This is a genomic window from Chromobacterium fluminis (assembly GCF_011602385.1).
GTDB lineage: Bacteria > Pseudomonadota > Gammaproteobacteria > Burkholderiales > Chromobacteriaceae > Chromobacterium > Chromobacterium fluminis.
This window is the reverse complement of the sequence record NZ_JAAOMA010000004.1, coordinates 53,011-73,321: the sequence shown is the minus strand read 5'-3', so window position 1 is coordinate 73,321 and position 20,311 is coordinate 53,011. Positions and strand designations below refer to the sequence as shown.

Sequence of the window (20,311 nt, the reverse complement as noted above, 5' to 3'; positions counted from 1 at the left end):
GTAGGCTTGTAGGTTGAAGTTGACTATGTGACTTGATGGCAAAATGGCACTGGTTTCTACAGCGCCACACCAAGTGGAAAGTTCCACTGGTGGAAAAGGATAGGTGCGAAGACCTGGTTGACATGCTCGTTGACAAGGCGGAGAGCTGCCGCACAAAAGACGTTCATATCTTATGTCGTACTTTCATCTTATACAAGCCGCATTTTAGATTCGGCCTCATTCGCCCCCTTGAATTTAGACTGCCCCCACGTAGTCTCGGATCTGAAACCCTGAGGGTGAACAGGATAGCCTCCACTTTAGAAGCGCTGGCCACCTGCCCCAAATGGTACCCATCAAGATGGAAAACTGTGGAGACGCTATGTCCAAAAATGACAAGCAGCTCAAGGTGAGCGAAGGTCTTGTTACCCGCGCGCAGATCCTGAGCAAATTGAAGGAGGCCGACCATGACTGGTTCAATGCTCGTTATGGCATCGGTAATAAAGAGTTCGATGTAAGCACATTGTCCCTGTTGGACATGGTGCAACTCACCGTTGGTGGGAAGCCCATGTCGGTGGCGCTTATGTACATGCCCGTGGTGCTGTGGTCGCTGAACCCTATCGCGGATCTTCATCTTCCCGTGGAGCAGCTGCGTCCACTGATCGCTGATCTCTTCGATGGCAATGCTGAGCTCTGCTTAGTGGAGAACCTTAAATCGGTGACGGAGCTAGCGTCCCTGGATCCCGTTGATGTGTATGGGCTTGGCCAGGAGGCTGCTGTCTCCGTCCTGGAGGACACTCCGATGAGTCATCTCATCCCGTTCGACCCGGTGGATGATGTGGAGGAAGCCTTTGGCGGCTACATCTATCGTGCAACGCTTCTGGCTGCCGCGGTACTCAAGGGGAGTGACTGCCGTCTTGACATCCAGGCGACGTACCCGAAGCTTGGCAGTATTTCCGGATTACTGTCCCTGCACTATAAACCAGGGCCAAATCAACTGATGCCCCTCGCTTACGTAGGCTTTCCCAGCCCTTACAGCAATTTCATGGCGAACCAAAATATGGTGAACGCGTTTGCTGTAATGGACTTGGTTGGTATGCGTGAACCAGGGGCTGTTATCGAACTGCGGCTGGGAGAATCGCTCGGCCCCTATTCTGTCGAATACGACATTGAGGTTGACGGCCGCCACGTCGCCTCTATCACTGTCCCGAATTGGCGAGCTGAGGAGCTTGAGCGCTATCTCCGAAACCAGTCGGTGAAATACAACCGAACATATCGTTTCGCGCCTCATGCGGGCCCTCTTCACTAAGCTATCTTAACGAATACCTATAGGCATCAATGCCAATTAATTGAAATTAAGCGAGGAAATTATGTCGAACTTGAGCATTGAACAGTTGATGTCGATGAGTGATGCGGATTACATGAATGCAGCGCAGTTGGAAGCCTTCAGGCACCGGCTGGAAATCCGTAAGGAGGAACTGCGAAATAATCTGGACGAATACGCCCACCAGTTGGGGGCACATGAGAACGTCTCGGATCCTGCAGACCGTGCGACTCAGGAAGAAGAACGCACCGGACTCTTCAGGCTGCGCGATCGTGATGCCTTCGAACTGGCCAAGGTCATTTCAGCCCTGGCACGAATCGATGATGGTGAGTTTGGTTTTTGCTGCAATACAGGGGAACCGATCGGCGTAGCCAGGCTCTGGGCAAACCCAACTGCTACTTTGACGATTGCTGCACAGGAGCGGCATGAGCGAGTCTCAAGACAATACGCTTAATGAAATAGATCGGGGTGGCGCATAGCCACCCCTAGTTGCATTTTCCGCCTCTTCGTCAGAGAGCTTTCCGCACCGGCTCCCTAGCCTCAGCGCTTCACCAACAGGGACCTGACATACTCAAGTTCATTGATGTCGATGCGTTGTTTGACTTCCATTCTGTATAGGAGAATTTTCCCTTCGGCAGCACAACGTACGGTGCGGCGCACACGCTCACCTATCGCTACGTCAAAGTGGTTCAAATACCCCGGCACCCTGCCAAACAACGCATGGAACACGAAGTAGAGCATGGCGAACGGTAGGAGCAAGCCCACAAATGCCGGTATCCAAACCATAAGCCTTTCAGGGGTTATCATTTGCAACTCGTTTATGGAAGCAAAGAAGGTTTTGGGAGCGAAAATAAGGCAGCCTGCGGCCAACCAGAAAATTCCTGTTGGAATTACCTGAAGTAGCTTGTCGCCCAGCTTTCCTACTACGGATGCCAGGTTCAGGAATTGGGCCATATAGATTCGCAGGTCAAAAAACACACTGCGTCTAATTGCGGCGTAGTAGTCATCCCGAATCTCTCCAACTCGTACATCATTGATATCCACTTCCCAAACAGGGGCTATGGCGCCAGCATCGATACGTTTTTGCAGGGCGAGATCGTATTGGCGTAGTAAGTGCACCAGGAACGTGCCGACGGCTAGGGTCAAAACTGCAGTCAGGCCAAGTTCCGGCAACCCAAGGCCCGGTAGATGTCGGGGCACAACGAAGATACTGGACACCAGGAAAGCTAGTAGCCAGACCATCCCAGCCACCCCGGGGTAACTACGCGTGAAATTCAGCACATCAGATAACGGATTTTTTATATGCATGGCGTTTTCCTTGTCGAAGGATGAAATTGCTCAGGTCTCGAGGCAACTTTCCTGGACTCTGCACCGAAGGTAATAAAGGCCGGCCACCTATAGTTGGTACTTGTAAGGGTGGGCCGGCGCCGGCGTCAACGAGGCGTAGCATGGTGAAGTCGCCGATAGACTCCGGTCATACTACTTGCTTGATGGATACGGGCTTTCTCGGGAATATGGGTGTTTTTGGCCTAATTCCGTGAGAATACTGTGAGAGGGTTGCCTCCAGTGGAGAGATCAGCGCAACCGGATCAAGATTTGCTGAATATCTGGGGCGAAGAAAAACCGCGGCCGCTGTGGGCGGCCACCTTACGTCAGAGCTCCAGATGGCGGCGAAGTCCTGACGAGATTGCGCGATAGCCGACGCCGGCGGTTTTTCCTCACTGCAGACGCGCGTAGCGCCCTCTTTTCCTACGCCATTGGGACACCACCAGGCTTCGCCCTCTTTATCTGGATGTTCACATGGCACTTGATCTTATTTCATAATCTGGCACCCTACGTGGACTCGGCGGTAGCCCTAGATTGGGTATAACGGACCTTCATACCCAGCCTGGCCATTCGATTACGCTCTCTATAAATTGCAACTAATCGTCAGCCAAGGACAGAACTATGCACACCCAAACACTCTTCGACTCCTCGTACTCACTCTGGATGACTGATCCTGAGGTGGCCTTTTCTTCTTGGCTGGCCAGCCAAAACATTAAAAAAGACTCGATTGAGGTTTACTGCTGGATGTGGGGAAAGTTCTGCCGATGGATGGCCGAACATAACTACCGACTCGACACGTTGGAAAAGGATCAGTTGGGTCAATTTATTAATGAGGAAGAGTTGGTAAAAAAACAGGGCTACCGCTACGTCCGCTTAATTGAGCGGGTATATCTACGGATAAACAGCCTTCCTGATGCGCCGAGAAATACAATCAATCCAGCGAAAGACGCAGCCAAAAACCGGTTAGCGATAGGTAAGGATGCCCCAATGGGCTTTTTCAGCGTAGAGGACCGCCGTCGGCTCGCCTTAATAGTAGAAACGGGTCAAGTGGATGATGGAGGGGGAAAAGGCAAAACCGGTAAATCATTAAAAGGAGAAGCTGGGATATGGAAGCGAGAAAGGGACCTCGCCCTCCTTGGAATGTTCCTCGGAGGGGGACTCAAGGTGCATGAGGTAAATGGGCTGACGATTAGTTGCATTTTGAATGCTGAAACCATCGCTCTACCTTATGATCCAAAAGCTCGTGGAAGTGATGCCATAGACGGCGCCGGCGCCGGAACCTTCGAACATCAGGTCAAGCTTGAGCCCTTCGCTGTTTTAGCCCTGCAACGGTGGCTGCACCAACGCTCGCTGAATACGGAAGGAAATGTGTTGTTCCCCTCCAGTACAAAAGGAGCTGCCATGGATCCGTCCAGTATTTTTCGTCGAATCCAACGTCTGCTCCTTGAAGCTGGGCTGGACCAGATCAACGGGGCTCGCTCCTGCTGCCAGACTCTACGTAATTGTTTTGCGGCTACCCACCTCGACCGGGAGACGCCGGCAGGCGAGATCGCCCAGTTGATGGGATTTGTAGATGTGGTTACGGTAGAGCGAGTACGTTTTGCCTACGAACAGTGGAAGAAAGGCAAATAATTCAACGAGTAGTCTGACGATGCAGTGTCGTCCCTCGCTGCTCCCTCCGGGTCAAGTGGGCTGGTTCAAAGCGAGTTGGGTCCGTGCCAACTGACTCGATTAGTATGTTTGCACCGTGCTGCCCGAGTCCTGATACCCGCCTCCCCTGCTCCGTCCTCTGCGAGTACCGAAGGCTTTCCCCTCTGACGCCATCACTAGAGAGGGACAGTCGTCTAGTTATTTCTAATCACAAAACCTGTCTGCAGGAAGCAGCATAGCTGGCCGCTTTGGGGGAACCCACCACTGTGGTGGTCATGACCAATTTCTTAGTGCGCTGCCAATTTATGCAAGCTCTGGAAGCTATACCTCTCATCGGCGTCTTACACGCCGCTGTGCACCATTACCGATGGCATGCACAACATTCCAAGGAGTAGCTATGACAGTATTTTCGATGTACTTGGTGGGCCTGCTGTTGCTGGCCCTGGGGGTGGACGCTTACTCGCCGTGGTTGAAGCGCGCCGGTGGCACCATCATGATGTACGCCACCCTTCTGGCGCTGCTGACCTAAGCGTGAAGTGGCGGCTCACCGAGCGGTGGGCCGCCAATATTCTAACGGGCCGCGGAATCTTCCAATGGCTCCCTCCGATGGGTTAGAAGATTTTTGCTGCCGTTATAATATACATTCAGCATGTCTTGGTGCCCCACGTGTAGCCATTTCGCTCGACCAGGAGCTCGGCCGTTGCGTTGGCTAGGTCGGCTCCCTCATAGAGGCTCTTCTCATAGCGGGCATGCACTTCACGCTCGGCATGGATCACTTCAGGATCCTCAAGCATGACCTGGATCTCCCAATCAAAATCGATGTCCTGGCGCCAGATGCGCGCTGCCTCGTAGTGAAACCAGAGGGTTTCGACATCAGGGATGTACCCGCGGTGCCAGCGGCGACCTTGCCAAAAATCATCTGGCAGCTGCTGGGTTAGGAGGAGCGGGCGAAGAGCCGGGAGATCGAACAACGCCCGTAAGAAGTAGACCTGACCAGCCTTGCTGTCTCCAAGCAGAAACGAGCAAAGCGCCAGGATTAACAGAATGTGGCCATCCCCGCGTTCTCCCTTCTTTTGAATCTTGGCCATGGCTCTGAGCGCGGCACTACGCTTTTGGGCGATAGCGAGGAACAGGGGGAGATCGAACCGGACACCAAGGTTATCGTTGGGGTTTTGACGAAGTTGGCGGCGAGCAAGCTTAAGGGCTGCGGCAGTATCCCCTTGCCGAATATGCCAGCGCATGTAGTTGTAGAGCAGGCGATGGTATGCACGGTTGCCCTGGTATCCCCAGGAGATCTCTCCCTTGAACCCAGTGGGGATCAACGCTAGCGCACGATCCACCCCTTGCCTGAAGGCGAGGCCTGCCGTTTCTTCATGCCTCTCCAATTCTTGCATCGTGGCTTGCGCGAGCCACCCCTCCAAAAAGTCAGGGCGCTTTTTCAGAATGCTTGCAACATGGGATTGCGCTCGGGTTTGATCTGCCTTTGGGCGCTCATCGTAGCGCTGCCACCTGTCGTCCAGTTCTTCTACCAGGCTTGCGCATGCGGCCGAGCAGACAAACCGGCCATCGCCGTCGTCATTGACATGAAACTGGTAAAGCGGTGTAAGCGAGTCTTCCGGCTTGCGCGCCAGCAGATCTCGCCATGTGTCGGCGCCATTTAGCTTGGCAAGCGCGGACTCCACCTGGTGCTGCCCGCCAAGCTCACGGCTGAGCCGGGTCGCCAGATCGGTGAGTCCCGCGCGTTCCTGGGGGGTGGGAGCGATGTCAGGAGGGAGGGAAATCAGTAGCGGAAGCGCCGGGACAAGTGGCTGAAAGCATGTGTCTGGCGCCGTTTTGCGGCTGCCTCGCTCCGGCGGCGCGTATTCGGCGACGATTCTATCCAGCAAGGTCTGAAATGCGTGCCAGTTTGGGAAACCGGCCGCCTTGGCCACAATTTCGAGCATCTTGCGATGACCGAACAGTGGAAACTCGATCTCCAAGAATCGTGCATGGCGCTTGGCCGCCGCCATGAGTTGCTTGCCCATCAGGTCAGGGCAAACCCAAAATGTCTCGGCGCCAGCAACGCCGAGGGCGTCGGCCGACACCATAAAGTCTGTAGCCGAAAAGGACATCGTTGTCTCCTATGCGCCACGAAAGATGGAACGGCTCACTCGTCCACCGGGCGCAGGAAACACTCGATGAAGGATGGGGAATACAGGTTCTGGTTGATCGGCTTGGCCAGTGTGAGCGGCAGGCGCACCAGGGGCACCGCGACCGATTGTGCGACCGGGGAGCCAGGGCGTCAAGGAGGTGCAGTGCTTCTGATGCCGATTAGATTTTCGCCCTGGCCAGCGTGCTGATACGACAGCGTGGGGACTCAGTAGGCCTGCCAGGGCAGATGAAAATACTGCGCCAGGCCAGCGGACAGCCGACGGTAGCCGGTGCGGGTAGGATGAACATTGTCCGGGCCCAGCACGCTGTCCACCGGCTGAGTCAGGTCGCCAAACTCTCGCGCCACAAATTGGACGTAAGCCGCGGCACGAAACTGGGCAGATGGAATCACCCAGACCACCGTTCTCGCTTGCAGCCGCAGGCGCAGGCTCCTGAGCTCCTCGAGCGACACGCGGTCCTTGTCGTTGCTACCTGTGCTGATGACGATGACTTGAAACGGTTGGCCGGGAGCCACGGCGATGTTTTGACGCGTGGTGCGGCCGACTTTGGCTTGCGCCACGCAACCCGGCAGCCCGCGGCTGATGCCGACAGCCAGGCTATCGCCCAGCACCAGGCAGTCAGCCGCCTGCGTTGGCAAGGCAAGCAGGCCACCGACCAATGCGGACAGTCGCCACAGAGCCCTACTCATCTCTCTTCCTTGTTTGGGGCCAGGACTGCGCTGTATGCAGCACGCGCAACACTGTGATGTAGCCGGCGTCGTCCACTTCGTAAATCAGAAGGTAGGACGGGTGCGCAACCCGCTCTCGAGTGCCAGCGACGCGGCCCCGTCGCCCCAACTGTGGCTGGTTGATCAGCTGCTCGGCGCACCCCTCGATGCGTTCGTCCATTTCCACCGCGGCCACCGGATTGTCCTGGGCGATATAGTCCAGGATCGCATTGCGGTCGGCCAGTGCCAACGGCTTCCAGATCAGCATTAGTTGGCCTTGCCGGTGCGTTTAAGCAGTTCAGCCCGTTTGGCGGCGAACAACGTTTGGGCTTGCTCATGAGGTATGCCAGGCGCAGGATCCTCCTGCGCGGCTTGTACCGCCTCGCGAAAATAGTTGTCGTAGGCCGCAGCCTGGTGGGCGCGTTGTAGCGCTGCGCTTCGATCCGGGCGCTGAATACGCTGCGGACTCTTCGCATTGAATTCGGCCGCATCCACGTCAAACTGGGTGATACCGACGCCGGCGAGGTAAGCGACCAACGTCTCCAGCTTCTTGAACAACCGAACCTGCTTGCTGCGTGATGCTGCCAGTACACGTCTATAGGTGCCGTAGCGCACGACGACAGACCAGCCCCCGACTTGACCGATGGCATGCGCGCTGCGCAGGCTGCCGGCGTCAGCAAGATGGGTCAGCGTGGTGTGATCGATGGTTTCCAAGGGTGTCATGATTGCGCTCCCGCCAGGTGATGAATAATTAAACGGATGCGCAAATTATAGTTAATCGCTGGTGGCGCGACAATGGCTGCAGGGAGGCCATCGGAACCTCACCTTAGAAGAGAGAGGATGCGGTATAGTTGATACAGATATCAATTGTATAGGTTGACGCGAGAATGGATCTACCGAGTTTCCTGCCCATCATGACACCCGAAGAAGTCAAAGTTGAATTGATGCGCAAAGGATGGAGCAATAAGGCATTGGCGCTATGGTGGGAGTGCTCAGAGGAACACCTCAGCCGGTTGATCAACAACAAGCCCAGGCCCCGGCGCCGCAAAGACGACGACGCGATTCGGGGGCTTCCAGTGTGCCCGGAGAAGTTAAGAAATATTTGATCTATACATCAAATGCAAATTGACTGGCATCTTAGTGCGGATTGATAATGTGCGCTGGATTTTTGCGGTGAAAGACCTTTCACCTGCCTTCCAAGCTCATTCCCCTATCTGTTGGAGAAAGTATGACGCTCGAAAACCTAAAACTGGCCGTCAAGGTGGTGAAGAAAGATGAGGATGTTTCCGCCCTGGCCCAGGCCTTTGGTTTGCAGCCAGAAGACCGCTCCGGCAAGCGGGAGCAGATTTTGTCGATTCATAGCGGTGTGGTGGAAGGGATCCAGGTCTCGGTCTCTCACCGTTGGTACGACCGTAGCAAACCCTTCTCGATTCAGCCGGATGGCAACAAGGTGGAACTGTTCGTCGATGGGAAAATCGTCGCAGTGGGCAGCTTTGAGGATGAGGCCTAACGGTTTTGAGTCGCTTGCAAATATGAAGAGCAAAACATGGCCATCAACAAAGAAGCGCTGCTGGGGCTGATCGCCCAGCTTGACGACAAGAACCTGATCGAATTTGTCATCCTCACCTGTGGCATGCGGCACTACTCGTCCCATGTTGCGCAGTTTGAGGTTTTCGGCCGCGGCGCGGGCTGGGTCCTGGCTGTACACTCCCTGCCGGCCTCGGCGCCGGCACGTGGAACGGTGGCGGATTTGCGTCAGGCCATCCAGCTCGCGCCTGCCTCTGCCCTGGTTGGCATTAAGCTTGTCGACGCGCGGGGAGGCTGGGGGTGGGTCACTGGGCTGACCTACCCCTTGCTCCTGTCCAAAACAGACGACGGGACTCCGCTGATGGTGGTGCGCTGCCAGCTGGACGACTTCTGTGACTTCGACGGCAAAGCGCGCTTCGACGTGGCGTGTGAGTTCTACGACCCGCAAGGCCTGCTACTCGATTAAGTGGCCTGGGCCCAATTGTTCAATATTCTTGCCCCGCGCAAAGCCCGCTATTCGGGCGAGTAGATGACCACGCAAGAGCGTGATAACCCGGACGGCGCCAATCAGTATGCAGGGGGCGCTGCGACGGTGTAAGGCATCCTGCCTTGGTGGCCCGCTGGTTAGATTCATCTGCCCCTACAGCCGAGGTCCACACCGAAACCGGGGAGCGTGGGAGGGGCAAGCATACGCGCCGAGAGGCACCCGAGCCGGCCGGTCGCCGGCGTTTTGAAAGGAAAAAACATGAGTACTCAACCTTTCTGTGATGCGGTAGCTAACGCGAGCCCGCGGCCGAAAGGAGCAATGGTTTCATACTCCCTGTATAGCTTGCTCTCGAATCAGGGGCTACTTGAGCGTGCCCCCTATCGTCCACAGGGTATCACTTCGAACTGCGCAAATATTTCACTGCCTTCGTACCAAGGCAATGTATTCGTATCGATGGACCTGGGTCTAAACCCTAATGGGTTTGGTTTCAGACTGCTCTAAGCATCAATGGTGGCTAGCGAGTTTGAATCGTTGGCCACCAACAAGGAAGCAATAGCATGAAAAAAAAGAGGGTCAATCGGCCGCCCTCCTTCGACATTTCGATCAAGATGGTCGCGCCCGGGCTGGATGCTGTAGCGGCAATTCGCCAAGGGACGGTTGACCAGGTGCAGGTGGTCAACCTGCGCATGATGAGCAAGATTGCCAGCGCGGCGCGCCTGCGCAAGTTGCTGGCGCCGGATCCGGATGGACTGGAGGCGCTGATTTTGCCGCTGGTGGCGGCGCTGGACAGCGGCGACATGGTTCAGCTGGATCTCGATGAGCTAGAGCGCGCTGAGCTCTGGCTGACGGCGCTGCGCGACATGCTAGGCCGGGCGACGGCCCAGTCGCTTCAAGCACTGCTGGACGATTTGATCGTCAGTGCCGACATCCGTCAGCAGCTGAAGCGGATTGATCAGGCGGGTGAGCAGGCCTAAAAGGGGATGGGGATGGAAGCGACAAGACTAGGGACTCTGAACCGAAATCGTCTCAACGCGCCGCTCTGCGGATAAACCGAGACACCAAACCGGCCAGCGCTGGCCGACAACGAAAGGATGGAATCGTGAGTGAAGCTGTAGAAAAGGCCCAGGCGGCCTACGATGCTGCGGACCGTGAATACATGAGTGCCGCGTGGAGTAATGCCAATAGTGGTGACGGTAGTGGTGCTCAAGAGGCTCGCCGAGAAAGTCTCCTGGAGTCGTTGCGCGACGCAAGAGATCGGTGCAAGAGCCAGCTGGAGGAGGCAAAACACCAGGCTGCGGCGGATGGCGATCAGGCCTAAGTCGGCTTACCCATGCCGACGTGACAGGCCGGTATCAGCAAGCCAATTTCTGACACCGATCGCGGCTGCAAGGCCGCCCGCTGACGGCCGGAAGCCGTTAAGGAAACATCATGTACCTCAGCAAGCACGTACTGGCCGTGGCCACTTTGTTGGCGCTGGCCAGCGGCGCGGCAGCTGCCGCCGACTCTGGGTCTTTCCCAACTGCAAAGCAGATGCAAGCTGCGGGGGAAAAGACTTGCGGCAACGACACCAAGTGCTGGCGCGAGTTTGCCATTCTGCAAAAAACCCAGGCGCAGAACGCCGTCGGCCTGTACTGGGTGAAGCTTGAATGGCGCAATAAGAACAAGTCCAAAAATGCTCTCACAACCTTCCCCCAATGCAAGACGGAGGATCAGGAGTGCTGGAAGCGTCTGGTCAAGGTGGCGAGTGTCGCGAACGAAGCCGTCACCACTCTGGACAAGTTCGATGATGGGGAAGGCGTCCATAAACCATAGGCCGTAACGGGAGCCGGACAATGAACCAGGACCAGCAGGCTGTATACCAGGCCTTGAAAGCGAATCCGCCCGTCAGCCGGTTGACCGGACTGGGCGCCGCCTTCTATCTCGGTTATGACCACCCTACCCTGCCGGTCGGCCAAGCGGGGCCCGCCGCGGGCCTACCAGGATCCAAAGCCCGGGCGGCATACAAAGCGGGGCAAACCGCAGCGAAAGCTGCCCAGAACCACACGAGGAAAAAAGCATGACTGGAGTTCAACGTGAAGCGCGCTTCGATCAACGCTCCCGCGAGGAGATCGAAGCGGAAAAGGCGCGCATGTCGCCGGTGCTGACGGCAAAAGATCATGACGATCTGGATGTTTTCCTGCACGACGTGCTGGATGATTTCAGCAAGGGCGTTCTCTCGAGGGACCAGGTTGTCCAGGGCTTGAGCCATATGATTGCCGCGGCGAGCTTGGGCAACTACGTGGAGCTCAGAAACAACTTCAAGCACGGGCTGAGGCCGCTGGGTGAAGAGGCCGAAGGGTGATGCGATTCGCGCGACACCTGAGTGAACAGGCATCCGCGTTGCTCGCCAGCCCCTTACTTTTGGTGGATAACAACAGAAACCATCCTCGATCTCCGGTACAACGCATCCCTGATATCCGGTGGGGCAGAACGAATGCAATGGGGGGTGTTCTGACTCGAAAATATGGGATTCTCCTCATGACGACCTTGTAATTTGGGTTTTAGAGTGCTGTTGTTTGAGAATAACTCCACGATGTTCTGTGTTTTCATCCACGTTGTCCGGTTTAGAGCATCCGCGATGTCCGGTCATAGAAAGCACCGTAAGCCAAACGATATCTTCCTGCTGTTGGCGGACACCTGTAAACGCGGGCCAGGAAAATGGCCGCCCGCGGCCAGGTACTGCGCACTCAAGATCCAAATCGGCGCCGGCGGCCGCCGGAATTGCTGACTAGCTAGAGTGCGCGGAAGCCGTCGACGCCCGGGCCTGTACGAGACCCTGCAGGTACCTCCTGCGCGATGCCGGCGCCGCAAGCCGATGATGTGTTCCTGCTACAGTAGGCTATCTCCCAGCACCAGGCATGCTGCGAGCGCGGGAAAGGCAAGAAGGCCGATGACAAAGGCAAACACCGTCCGCATAGTCCTACCCATCTGTCTTCCTTGTTTGGGCAAAAAGAAGGACGTGCGCGACTGGCGCCCGAGAGTAGGCCGCTCGGTCGCCGCGCCCCAAATAATGCTTGCGAACAACAGCTCGACACTAACGTCGATACGTTTGTCCATTTCAACTACGGACATTAGATAATGTCTGGACAGTATCGCCCAGGATCTCACACTGCTAACCGCTTCTAACTACTGGGCTGATGAGAGGTGGATTTTCGTACCTGGTAGTCATTAATAAACTCTGCACTTCCCGTGCGTAACGCCCATGCAAAGGCATTGTCCTGGTTACCCTGCAGCCGGGAGATTTCTGCGAGCGCGAATGCAGCGCTCTTATCGCCAATGCTCCAGCGCTTTATACCAAGCTCTTGGCCTGCCTTTAAATCTTGGGGAAAAAATGTCCCACGTAGAGCGATATCAGTCGCAACCTGCAGGAACTCTACTCCCAGTTTTTCCCCTTCCTTTTCGCGTGCAACGGCTACCACCATGCTGGCCAGCTTCATACGTAGCGGATCCAAAGTTTGTGTATGGTTGTGTTTGTAAAGCTCAATTACAGCCTCTGGCCTAAGGCTACTAGCTGCGATGGCCAATTGTCGGTACTGAGCCTCCTGAAGCCGTAGCTTCACCGCCTCATTTGGTCCGAATCCTAGGGCATTATTCAGGGCAGTGAAAGTACTCTGCTGATTCAACACCTGAGTTGCTGTTTGAAGTGTCTGATATCCTTCCCAAGCGCTCCCCTTTTTCATGGCGGCAACCCTCACAATGAGAGCCTCTATATCAGGCCCATTGCTGCAACCAAGCAATACAGCCGATAGAGAAGCAAAAGATAGAATTCTATGGATCCGCTTCTTCATACTGTTTCCTTCAGGAACTGGGGCTTCCCCCATCGACCTCTAGAGCATGCCAAGTAGGTTCTCAATTTCAAGGTGGCAGGTGCTGGAATCATGCAATCGTACCGCCTGGTGAAGAGAGGTGATTTCTGTGAATCGGCACAAATTCTCACTATTTCCTACACATCAAAAAAAAACCCGGCTATGCCGGGCTTGGTGGTTGGAAAACGTCCTAAAGGAACACTTGATTGTTAAATTTCAAAAAGGGATGGTTGCCCTCCCCTGCAGGTAATGTCATTGAAAGCAAGCTTTACCTCCATCGGGACAGATCCATTCGGAGCACACTTAGAAAGCAAGATATCTCGATCAACGTCCTTATTCAAGCCGTGACGAGCCTTGTGGCTTGTGCGTCGTAAATGTTGATCTACCCTTGAATGCTGGCCATCAGCGATATTCACAGTCCCTAATTGCAAGTAGTAGAATGCCGCATATGTTGGCGAGAGCCCATCGTCAGCCCAATACTGATCAATAAGTCGATCCGACTCTAGCATCAACACCAGCAGTGCACTTTCCTCATCGACAGATAGGGAATCATCGGTCAGAACATCCATGACGACTTTCCCTCCCTTGAGTTCGCGGGTACCCATGCAACCACTTCCACCAAATGTCTCCAAAAGTGGATTTCTCAACCCAGAGTTAAGCCGATCAGGCCCCTCATCCCATTCCGTTCCCACATGTACATACCTGGGGACGGGCATGGGAACCTGCGGGAATGCTTGAACTTCGGGCACTGGATACCTGGCACCCATGCTTACATCGCGCCAGATTTTCAGAGCTTCAAAAGGGCGCTGGAACCCGTGAAGCGACCAAACAAAGTCGATCGCGAGCAATGCTTGCGGGCTGATGATCTGGAACCTAGGTTTGATACCAGATTTACGAGCCTCCAGTTCTTCTTCTGCATCGATCGTTAATGCGTACCGGAGCAGCTCTCGTTGCATAGAAGGCCCATAGCAGTCCGGGCGGACACAAACATACCCTTTCTTGATGGTGCGCCCATACCACTGGCGCCGATTCATATCCCAACGGGTTGCGAACAAAAAGCCGCGCAAAGTGTTGAGTGACTTCAGGTAATGGTAGCGCTCGTCAGACTGGATCAGGTTCTCCATTGACTTGTCACTTGCCCCGATCGGGGTGCACGCCCAACATCCGGTACGGGCGCCGCAAGGCCTTGCAGACCTGACACCTTCAGTGACCATGTCAGAAACAACTGAACATGAGGTTCCGCCGGCGTCTCGGTAGATCCTTACCACCTCTTCGAAATCACTGTAGGCGGTAATTGCTCCCTGCATCGCCAAACCCATGTACTCCCAAACGTTCTCTATGGTCCAGTAGGCTATCGGGCTTAACAGCCAATCTCCATCCTTGTTCTGCCAGGGAATATCTGCAGTTTCGCCACGGGCGTTCATTCTAGCCGAGCGGACTTCAGACTCTTCAAACCGGGTCCCTACAATGCTGACAAGAGGAATACCGGGCTGGTTTCCCAGCGCAGCCATTCGTTTTCTCGTTTGCAAAATCGGGGTTATTTTCAGAGCCTCAGTACAGTCCTGGTTTGTTCCCGGAAAAGCTGGCAGCTTCAGCCCTCCAATGACACGAACCCAGAATTCATTACCAACCGATGGTGAAGCGATGAATCCCTCCAGAGAAAAGCCGTTCTGCTTCGCGAAAAGAGCCGCCTTTTTCAGCTCGGCCTCGACGTGGGTCTTGATCTCAGGCTGGTCCATCTTGGTGTCTGCATTGGCGATCATCACCTTCGGTTCAAAGCCAGCCTTCGCTAACTTCGCGGCACATTGCAGAACTAGGTTCAAACAGACAGAACTGTCTTTACCGCCGGAAAAGTTGACCGCTACCTGATGGCCAGCTAAGAAGAGTGACTCTATGTTCCTCTCCGCAGTCTCCACCAACTCCTCAATAGATTTGGTGGAGACATTCTTAAGACCAAGCTCCTCGAGCTCCAAAGAAAACTGCATGATGACGAGGCCTCCTAGTGAAAGCGGTCACCTCCCCTTACCGGGAAAATGACCGCAATGTGGTTGATTAGATCATGACAACACGAGCCGGGACTCGTAACGATTCCGGGTATTTTCGCCTGTCGAACTCGGCGAACAAGACTTCAGAAGGCAGATTTATGATCTGCTCAGGGAAGGTATAGGTTGAAACGTCTTGGCTAACTGCAAGCAGACAATCCTTCACGTCGACATGGAAAGGCTTCATTCCCTGTGACTCAGCCCAGCGCGTACTGACGACCGCGGCGCCATGAGCGTCTTGGGAACATGCGAAAAGGTAGATCTGCTTCGTGAATCCAAGGGCCTGAACATGCACCTGCTCTTCCAGGTTTACAGTAACAAACCAGATTGGGTAATGGGTATTGGGCATGGTTTTCTCCGGTGAGTAGAACCAGCCCCCCAAGGGGAACTGGCCCCGGGTGGGATATAAATATGGAAAATTAGGCGGTAAGTCGGAGCGGACTCGAGTGATACTGTCTGGCCGTCGCCGGCCTTGTACCACCCAACGGCTGTAACAACTCTGGATTAGAGACCAGAAAATGAGAACCAACTCGACCTGGGTTCGGAACAATAGACAGCTCAAAACCCACTTTCAATACATTACTGATCTCATTGACTTCGCTCTTCATAACTACCACCTTCTCTCCTGTCAATGCTCTATCAATCAGACGGCATGTTTTCAGGGGAGGTAGCTCAATACGAACATCATCAACCCAAATTTCCGGCCTATCACTTAACAGCATCGGGCTAAAACGGCATCTCCCCGATGGCCCCCAAAAAGCGAGCTCATTTGCATTGGCTTTTGGCTGGCCCGTAAATAGCCAGGAAACCTTGCGCTTGCAGTCTCTTACTACAAGCAGGCTGAGAACGCGCGTTGATACACCATTGGTTTCAACGGGCATGATCAGTCGGGCTGGCTTACCTCGCTTCGACTTAACCGAGTATGCGAGTCCATTGGGTTCTGCAGAGCAAATACGATAGCCCTGTCCAATGTAGTTGAGGAGATACTGAGCTACGAGGGTACGAACACTTTGCATGGTGCACCTTTAAGAATAGGGCACACCACACCGACTAGGCGAGTATGCCCAGTCGGGGATGGAAGAACGGAACGACCGCTCTGTTGGAAGGCGAGTGAAACTCGCAAGGCCAAAGGCCAAGAATGCAAGATGAGTTTACAGTAAGCTGAAATGGATGGGAATCGTCGGCTAATGCTCGGTCCGGCGTGAGGCTCACTATAAAGGTATCCTTTCCCAGGCGGCTTTGCAGAGGGAGCCCCTAAGCGACAGAAAAGGTCTGACCAACTGACCTCGAGCAGAGCGTTTTCAAGAAGGGGTTCAAGGCGGAGAAGAACACTCCGGGATGCTCGCGTAAGGACCTGGACGCATGAGCCCAAAACATCACCCTCACCGGAATCTGACGTTTCATCAAACGATTGATCAAGGGAACAAAGTCTCGATCACCCGTTACCAAGGTAATGATATCTCCATCTTGATAGGTTGTTAATGCGTCCTCGAGAACTGTCAGCGCGAGATCGATATCTACCATTTTTTCCCTGTTATACACATCTCGTTCGTGTGCAATTACCTCAAATCCATTCTGCGCGGCAAGCTCCCAGCGTGAAGATTGGCCCTCTCGGGTCGAGCCGAACAGTACAGCTCTCTTTACTTCCAGCCCTTGAGAAAGAACATCAAATAGGCGGCCAAAGTCGCAAAGCCAGTGATGATCGAAGACATTCCGGCTGCTTGCTTCATGAATATTTAAGGCATAGCCTTTACTTACTGCGGCCAAATGGCCACCCTCTATGTGCAGATTAGAATAGTCAACGTACAGCAGTTGGCCCATATAGCCCCCGATTGAAAGTATGTTTTATGCCCTCGAAAATTTGCGGGCAATTTCATTTGCGATTCTGCTATATGCCAAACAAAAAAAAAGCCCCAGAAACAACAATTATCTAGGGCATTAATTTCGTTCTTCTAGCGTCATACATCCGATGCCGGTGCTTTGTCTCGCATTGTCGCCCCAGCCCCTACCCTTTACGCTGACTTCAAGAGCGAGCAGGTATTGGTATTACAACCAAGGGCTCGAGTGAGGTTCGCTATCCGGCCGGCCGCGGCACCTATCTCCATGGCCTCCTCTTCCCTCACAGTCAACTCCTTGCCAGCACTGCGGTTTGTTACAACCAGATCGGTAATTACTTCGAAGTTAGTCTCGAGGTAGGCATTGATTGCGGGACTGTTGGTCAACTTCCTCGCCAGTGCTTGCACGTTTCGTCGAACAGCATCAACCCAGCCCAAGCAGAATAGGTCTGCGCGAATCACCCTATTGGCTTCTATGAGGTGCATGCAATGCTTCTTGCGGTACTCATTGCGCTGAGCCTTAAGTTGTTCAAGCATGACAACGAACCCGTATTGCGCAAGCTCGTTGGTTGGATAGGCACCAATGAACGCCCACCGAGCAGCCGTGCCATCAGTAACAAACAGGGCACGGCAGCCGAACACTTTGGCTACTGTTGAGGCAAGGAGGGACTCCCATTCGGATGGTCGGGATTTAGCGCTGGCGATTGCATCACAACGCGCTATTTCTGCAGAAATGAGCTCAAGCTCATTAACACCATGCTTCCTGATGAGCGCTTGAGCTTGCCGAAGGGCACTCGCTGCTTCATGTTTGTTCAGGCTTTCTGCGAGGGCCAGGCACTTTTTGATCTTAGAAATTGCGTTTTGCTTGTCCAACCAAGACATCCCTTTTGCTGAAAATCCAGTACGTGCGCGGTATGCCACGTTGCCTGGCGATGGATTCCTAACCCCAATTATTCCACTCCTGGACAAGGGCATACATGCGTGAATGACGGCAAAAAATGCTCATATCCAACGTAACCCCATGATGCCATGGGAGGTAAACGACACTGCGCGTGGTCCCTGCCATTGTGTCCCCATACAGTGGATATGGGCGCACCACCATTACCTAGGTGCTCAAAAAGCTGGCATCCTTCGTCGGGATAAAGCCGATATTTTTATCATTCAGTAGATTGTATTACCCTCTGCCAGCGCAAGACGTCGTGCTTAAGGTGGCGATGCGAACTTAGCGGAAGTAGGCCCAGACAACAGCGCGGCCCCTCCTACAGGCAACATCAAAAAGAGGAACATGCTCACGACCGCTCTAAAATTCTCCACAGAAGGCCACATCAAGGCCGCACATCTCACCATCAAAAGAAGGCCAATGAAAACGCCAAGACGCCCATCTCAATACCTGCCACAGCCGTGATACATGCACATGGTTGAAAAGAATTTTCTACTTGCTTTTGCATTTAGATTTTCCGCTTTGAAACTGTAGCTTGTTAAGGTATCGGTTCTAGCAATGCGGCGTAGACAAACAACTCTTCTACTCTAGCAGCCAACAAGGGAACACATGACTTAGCCGCGATCGACTCGACCAATTCATTGCCAATTGCCATAGGGAAATAACGGTGCCCTTCCATAAGGGTCTCCTCCCGGCCCCATATAACAACTCCCGCGAATTGACTATATGGTCCGCCTAGAGTAGCCGCAAGTGTACTCAGATAGGTTGGGTCAATGATCTCTCCAGTTTCGACGGTCAACCACGCATGAAGGTCAAACCCAACACTGGTAGTCATTGCCTCCAACTGAATGCCCTCAGCACTCCAGCGCTTGATGTCCCCCCAGGTGGGACCATAGATCTTCGCATCGCCCTTCCACACCTGACCGATTGTCACCCAAACCCGACAACCAAGTTGTTTTTCAAAGATAGGAGCAAGAAAGTGGCACCACTTCAAGCACTGAGCAGCTGACTTACTCGCATCAGGAATACCTGCGACCCTCATAACAGAGGCAATCTGTGATCCATCAACATCCAGTACACTGCCTTCTTTCCAGTCGACTGGGATTCTGGAAAATCCACATGATGCGGTGAAAGCAGAAGCGATCACAAAATTAGTAGAGTACTCTCCGATGTCATTGGCAGCGGTTGGCAACTTAGGTTCTTGGTTGAAGCGCTTAAAAAAATGTGAAAGGAAACGCAAACAAACTCTCCCATGTGAGCGTCCACTGGAATTGGGACGTGCATTCAGACGCAAATATAGAGAATGGTTTCGCCCATGGGCTATACGGAGGCGCTGGGCGAGTTAGTAGGACTATATTCGTAGACTTAGAACACTGTGAGAACCGGCCTTAGCAACTTTACGTGCTACAGAATCCGCCTCTGATGCTAAATCAGATGCTATGGGGTCCGCAAGGCATCTGCTACGAGGAAGTCCCCCTCCTTCATCCCGCATTCTTAATACTGGAATCAGTTTGGAGTCACTTTAGGGGTACACCATTCGGCTACCGTGCCCGGCCCCCGGCCTCTTAACGCTGCATAAAACAAAACCTGAGAATCTAATCTCACTCATGATTACCAGTACAGCGTAGTTAGCCCGCGACTGATGCATATTTCAATGCATCCTGCCTGGCATTAGACAACAACGAACTCTCTGTATTTAGCCTAGTATCCTGTCGCTTCTATTGGCGATCTGTGAGTGGCACAACTACCCTAACATTCTGTGCAAAGCACCATATATTTCTGCAGAAATCCGACTATTCACCTCTTCGCTGATTCCGTAACAGTCATGGAGAGTGTTCATTCCTTCAAACATTTTAAAGATCATCGACTCAAATTCTTTTGCATTTTCTACTTCGAAACCCACGGCACCTGAAACCGGCTTTACTTTGGTTACTTTGCAATACAGGAGCAAAAGAGTACTTATTTGCGAACCTCGACGATCAAGAAAATGAAACCAGTATGGCCACTCTTCTATCAGATTTTTCATGAAACACTTTACATCAGCGATCTCTGACAACTCACGAGGATCGTTGTCATAGCCAAAGAACACGAAAGAGAGTTTTCCTTCAAACTTGCGCACCCAATGCAGTTGGTCTGATAGTAGCAGTAGACGACTCAATGCTTTGCCGATCGCTCCCGCTTCCACCTCCTCGCGGGTAATGCCCAAAATCATAGAGTCATAGCTGGCAAAATCACTATCGTCGTGAGTCGTGTCGGTAAATTTGGCAGAAAACATAATAAAAACCCTTGCAAAAATTTGAGTGAGATGAATTCTCAAAGCGATTGGGGTGTCCATGTTCGCAAATATTAGAATCGCTACTCTCACGCAGTTATCAATGATGATGTGGAATGATACCCCTGTAGAAGTACTTTTCTAGGTCTGCGAAGGGCATTTCATCATCAGCATGCTAAAACAATTCAAAGCATTATTTATTATTGTTCATTCATAGCCAATGGGTCACT

At 53.5% G+C, this 20,311-nt stretch carries 24 protein-coding genes; 11 read left to right on the top strand and 13 right to left on the bottom strand.

Going from position 1 to position 20,311, the window contains the following annotated elements; genetic code table 11:
* The first annotated feature begins 358 nt into the window (after window positions 1–358).
* Both HA052_RS04525 and HA052_RS04520 read left to right on the top strand, forming a co-directional pair.
* Window positions 359–1,285 (top strand): hypothetical protein, encoded by a 927-nt coding sequence (locus HA052_RS04525; protein WP_166450972.1) that lies wholly within the window; start codon window positions 359–361, stop codon window positions 1,283–1,285.
* A 70-nt stretch (window positions 1,286–1,355) separates the two neighbouring features.
* Entirely contained in the window at window positions 1,356–1,754 is a 399-nt protein-coding gene (locus tag HA052_RS04520) for a TraR/DksA family transcriptional regulator (protein WP_240937267.1), read from the top strand.
* A gap of 86 nt (window positions 1,755–1,840) precedes the next feature.
* Here the strand turns inward: HA052_RS04520 and HA052_RS04515 are convergent, their stop codons facing one another.
* The gene (locus tag HA052_RS04515) at window positions 1,841–2,608 is read right to left on the bottom strand and encodes a DUF2637 domain-containing protein (protein WP_166450971.1); all 768 of its coding nucleotides are present in this window, start codon (window positions 2,606–2,608) and stop codon (window positions 1,841–1,843) included.
* A gap of 639 nt (window positions 2,609–3,247) precedes the next feature.
* On the opposite strand from HA052_RS04515, the gene HA052_RS04510 reads away from it, so the two are divergent.
* Window positions 3,248–4,258 carry a tyrosine-type recombinase/integrase gene (locus HA052_RS04510; RefSeq protein ID WP_166450970.1) on the top strand — a complete coding sequence of 337 codons (1,011 nt, stop codon included), beginning with the start codon at window positions 3,248–3,250 and terminating at the stop codon, window positions 4,256–4,258.
* Between the two features lie 415 nt (window positions 4,259–4,673).
* Window positions 4,674–4,805 carry a hypothetical protein gene (locus tag HA052_RS27900; RefSeq protein ID WP_277345067.1) on the top strand — a complete coding sequence of 44 codons (132 nt, stop codon included), beginning with the start codon at window positions 4,674–4,676 and terminating at the stop codon, window positions 4,803–4,805.
* Between the two features lie 115 nt (window positions 4,806–4,920).
* Here the strand turns inward: HA052_RS27900 and HA052_RS04505 are convergent, their stop codons facing one another.
* The 4 genes from HA052_RS04505 to HA052_RS04490 all read right to left on the bottom strand — a co-directional run bounded on the left by HA052_RS04505 (window position 4,921) and on the right by HA052_RS04490 (window position 7,856).
* Window positions 4,921–6,387: a tetratricopeptide repeat protein gene (locus HA052_RS04505; RefSeq protein ID WP_166450969.1), complete on the bottom strand. Its 1,467-nt coding sequence runs from the start codon at window positions 6,385–6,387 to the stop codon at window positions 4,921–4,923.
* A 245-nt stretch (window positions 6,388–6,632) separates the two neighbouring features.
* A complete protein-coding gene (locus tag HA052_RS04500) occupies window positions 6,633–7,115 on the bottom strand; it encodes an SGNH/GDSL hydrolase family protein (protein WP_166450968.1) in 483 nt (160 codons plus the stop codon).
* Window positions 7,108–7,401, bottom strand: coding sequence for a type II toxin-antitoxin system RelE/ParE family toxin (locus HA052_RS04495; protein ID WP_166450967.1), 294 nt, complete (start codon window positions 7,399–7,401; stop codon window positions 7,108–7,110). Before HA052_RS04495 ends, HA052_RS04500 begins: the two co-directional genes overlap by 8 nt.
* A complete protein-coding gene (locus tag HA052_RS04490; RefSeq protein ID WP_166450966.1) occupies window positions 7,401–7,856 on the bottom strand; it encodes a ParC-related protein in 456 nt (151 codons plus the stop codon). Before HA052_RS04490 ends, HA052_RS04495 begins: the two co-directional genes overlap by 1 nt.
* 505 nt (window positions 7,857–8,361) lie before the next feature.
* Between HA052_RS04490 and HA052_RS04485 the strand changes: the two genes are divergently transcribed.
* The 7 genes from HA052_RS04485 to HA052_RS04455 all read left to right on the top strand — a co-directional run bounded on the left by HA052_RS04485 (window position 8,362) and on the right by HA052_RS04455 (window position 11,488).
* Window positions 8,362–8,643, top strand: a complete 282-nt coding sequence (locus HA052_RS04485) for a hypothetical protein (protein ID WP_166450965.1) — start codon at window positions 8,362–8,364, stop codon at window positions 8,641–8,643.
* 36 nt (window positions 8,644–8,679) lie between these two features.
* A complete protein-coding gene (locus tag HA052_RS04480; RefSeq protein WP_166450964.1) occupies window positions 8,680–9,126 on the top strand; it encodes a hypothetical protein in 447 nt (148 codons plus the stop codon).
* A gap of 578 nt (window positions 9,127–9,704) precedes the next feature.
* The gene (locus HA052_RS04475) at window positions 9,705–10,121 is read left to right on the top strand and encodes a hypothetical protein (RefSeq protein ID WP_166450963.1); all 417 of its coding nucleotides are present in this window, start codon (window positions 9,705–9,707) and stop codon (window positions 10,119–10,121) included.
* A 125-nt stretch (window positions 10,122–10,246) separates the two neighbouring features.
* Window positions 10,247–10,465, top strand: a complete 219-nt coding sequence (locus tag HA052_RS04470) for a hypothetical protein (protein WP_166450962.1) — start codon at window positions 10,247–10,249, stop codon at window positions 10,463–10,465.
* A 110-nt stretch (window positions 10,466–10,575) separates the two neighbouring features.
* Window positions 10,576–10,959: a hypothetical protein gene (locus HA052_RS04465; RefSeq protein ID WP_166450961.1), complete on the top strand. Its 384-nt coding sequence runs from the start codon at window positions 10,576–10,578 to the stop codon at window positions 10,957–10,959.
* Window positions 10,960–10,979: 20 nt separating this feature from the next.
* Window positions 10,980–11,207 (top strand): hypothetical protein, encoded by a 228-nt coding sequence (locus HA052_RS04460; RefSeq protein WP_166450960.1) that lies wholly within the window; start codon window positions 10,980–10,982, stop codon window positions 11,205–11,207.
* Window positions 11,204–11,488 carry a hypothetical protein gene (locus HA052_RS04455; RefSeq protein ID WP_166450959.1) on the top strand — a complete coding sequence of 95 codons (285 nt, stop codon included), beginning with the start codon at window positions 11,204–11,206 and terminating at the stop codon, window positions 11,486–11,488. The genes HA052_RS04460 and HA052_RS04455 overlap by 4 nt, the downstream gene beginning before the upstream one ends.
* A gap of 820 nt (window positions 11,489–12,308) precedes the next feature.
* Here HA052_RS04455 and HA052_RS04450 read toward each other — a convergent pair.
* The 8 genes from HA052_RS04450 to HA052_RS04415 form a co-directional block, all read right to left on the bottom strand.
* Complete coding sequence (locus tag HA052_RS04450; RefSeq protein WP_166450958.1) at window positions 12,309–12,974, bottom strand: hypothetical protein; 666 nt, start codon at window positions 12,972–12,974, stop codon at window positions 12,309–12,311.
* A gap of 227 nt (window positions 12,975–13,201) precedes the next feature.
* The gene (locus HA052_RS04445) at window positions 13,202–14,977 is read right to left on the bottom strand and encodes a phosphoadenosine phosphosulfate reductase domain-containing protein (protein ID WP_166450957.1); all 1,776 of its coding nucleotides are present in this window, start codon (window positions 14,975–14,977) and stop codon (window positions 13,202–13,204) included.
* 67 nt (window positions 14,978–15,044) lie between these two features.
* Window positions 15,045–15,383 carry a hypothetical protein gene (locus HA052_RS04440; protein WP_166450956.1) on the bottom strand — a complete coding sequence of 113 codons (339 nt, stop codon included), beginning with the start codon at window positions 15,381–15,383 and terminating at the stop codon, window positions 15,045–15,047.
* Between the two features lie 70 nt (window positions 15,384–15,453).
* On the bottom strand, window positions 15,454–15,915 hold the full coding sequence (locus HA052_RS04435) for a hypothetical protein (protein WP_166450955.1): 462 nt from the start codon (window positions 15,913–15,915) through the stop codon (window positions 15,454–15,456).
* Between the two features lie 373 nt (window positions 15,916–16,288).
* A complete protein-coding gene (locus HA052_RS04430; protein WP_166450954.1) occupies window positions 16,289–16,855 on the bottom strand; it encodes an NYN domain-containing protein in 567 nt (188 codons plus the stop codon).
* Between the two features lie 191 nt (window positions 16,856–17,046).
* Window positions 17,047–17,751 carry a DUF2786 domain-containing protein gene (locus HA052_RS04425; protein ID WP_166450953.1) on the bottom strand — a complete coding sequence of 235 codons (705 nt, stop codon included), beginning with the start codon at window positions 17,749–17,751 and terminating at the stop codon, window positions 17,047–17,049.
* A gap of 596 nt (window positions 17,752–18,347) precedes the next feature.
* Window positions 18,348–19,049 (bottom strand): hypothetical protein, encoded by a 702-nt coding sequence (locus HA052_RS04420; protein WP_166450952.1) that lies wholly within the window; start codon window positions 19,047–19,049, stop codon window positions 18,348–18,350.
* A 504-nt stretch (window positions 19,050–19,553) separates the two neighbouring features.
* A complete protein-coding gene (locus HA052_RS04415) occupies window positions 19,554–20,144 on the bottom strand; it encodes a hypothetical protein (protein WP_166450951.1) in 591 nt (196 codons plus the stop codon).
* Window positions 20,145–20,311 lie beyond the last annotated feature (167 nt).

What these genes read in the sequence shown, in the direction of transcription:
- HA052_RS04525 (WP_166450972.1), top strand. Translation starts at nt 359, where the DNA reads ATGTCCAAAAATGACAAGCAGCTCAAGGTGAGCGAAGGTCTTGTTACC.
- HA052_RS04515 (WP_166450971.1), bottom strand. Translation starts at nt 2,608, where the DNA reads ATGCATATAAAAAATCCGTTATCTGATGTGCTGAATTTCACGCGTAGT.
- HA052_RS04510 (WP_166450970.1), top strand. Translation starts at nt 3,248, where the DNA reads ATGCACACCCAAACACTCTTCGACTCCTCGTACTCACTCTGGATGACT.
- HA052_RS27900 (WP_277345067.1), top strand. Translation starts at nt 4,674, where the DNA reads ATGACAGTATTTTCGATGTACTTGGTGGGCCTGCTGTTGCTGGCCCTG.
- HA052_RS04505 (WP_166450969.1), bottom strand. Translation starts at nt 6,387, where the DNA reads ATGTCCTTTTCGGCTACAGACTTTATGGTGTCGGCCGACGCCCTCGGC.
- HA052_RS04500 (WP_166450968.1), bottom strand. Translation starts at nt 7,115, where the DNA reads ATGAGTAGGGCTCTGTGGCGACTGTCCGCATTGGTCGGTGGCCTGCTT.
- HA052_RS04495 (WP_166450967.1), bottom strand. Translation starts at nt 7,401, where the DNA reads ATGCTGATCTGGAAGCCGTTGGCACTGGCCGACCGCAATGCGATCCTG.
- HA052_RS04490 (WP_166450966.1), bottom strand. Translation starts at nt 7,856, where the DNA reads ATGACACCCTTGGAAACCATCGATCACACCACGCTGACCCATCTTGCT.
- HA052_RS04485 (WP_166450965.1), top strand. Translation starts at nt 8,362, where the DNA reads ATGACGCTCGAAAACCTAAAACTGGCCGTCAAGGTGGTGAAGAAAGAT.
- HA052_RS04480 (WP_166450964.1), top strand. Translation starts at nt 8,680, where the DNA reads ATGGCCATCAACAAAGAAGCGCTGCTGGGGCTGATCGCCCAGCTTGAC.
- HA052_RS04475 (WP_166450963.1), top strand. Translation starts at nt 9,705, where the DNA reads ATGAAAAAAAAGAGGGTCAATCGGCCGCCCTCCTTCGACATTTCGATC.
- HA052_RS04465 (WP_166450961.1), top strand. Translation starts at nt 10,576, where the DNA reads ATGTACCTCAGCAAGCACGTACTGGCCGTGGCCACTTTGTTGGCGCTG.
- HA052_RS04460 (WP_166450960.1), top strand. Translation starts at nt 10,980, where the DNA reads ATGAACCAGGACCAGCAGGCTGTATACCAGGCCTTGAAAGCGAATCCG.
- HA052_RS04455 (WP_166450959.1), top strand. Translation starts at nt 11,204, where the DNA reads ATGACTGGAGTTCAACGTGAAGCGCGCTTCGATCAACGCTCCCGCGAG.
- HA052_RS04450 (WP_166450958.1), bottom strand. Translation starts at nt 12,974, where the DNA reads ATGAAGAAGCGGATCCATAGAATTCTATCTTTTGCTTCTCTATCGGCT.
- HA052_RS04445 (WP_166450957.1), bottom strand. Translation starts at nt 14,977, where the DNA reads ATGCAGTTTTCTTTGGAGCTCGAGGAGCTTGGTCTTAAGAATGTCTCC.
- HA052_RS04440 (WP_166450956.1), bottom strand. Translation starts at nt 15,383, where the DNA reads ATGCCCAATACCCATTACCCAATCTGGTTTGTTACTGTAAACCTGGAA.
- HA052_RS04435 (WP_166450955.1), bottom strand. Translation starts at nt 15,915, where the DNA reads ATGCCCGTTGAAACCAATGGTGTATCAACGCGCGTTCTCAGCCTGCTT.
- HA052_RS04430 (WP_166450954.1), bottom strand. Translation starts at nt 16,855, where the DNA reads ATGGGCCAACTGCTGTACGTTGACTATTCTAATCTGCACATAGAGGGT.
- HA052_RS04425 (WP_166450953.1), bottom strand. Translation starts at nt 17,751, where the DNA reads ATGTCTTGGTTGGACAAGCAAAACGCAATTTCTAAGATCAAAAAGTGC.
- HA052_RS04415 (WP_166450951.1), bottom strand. Translation starts at nt 20,144, where the DNA reads ATGGACACCCCAATCGCTTTGAGAATTCATCTCACTCAAATTTTTGCA.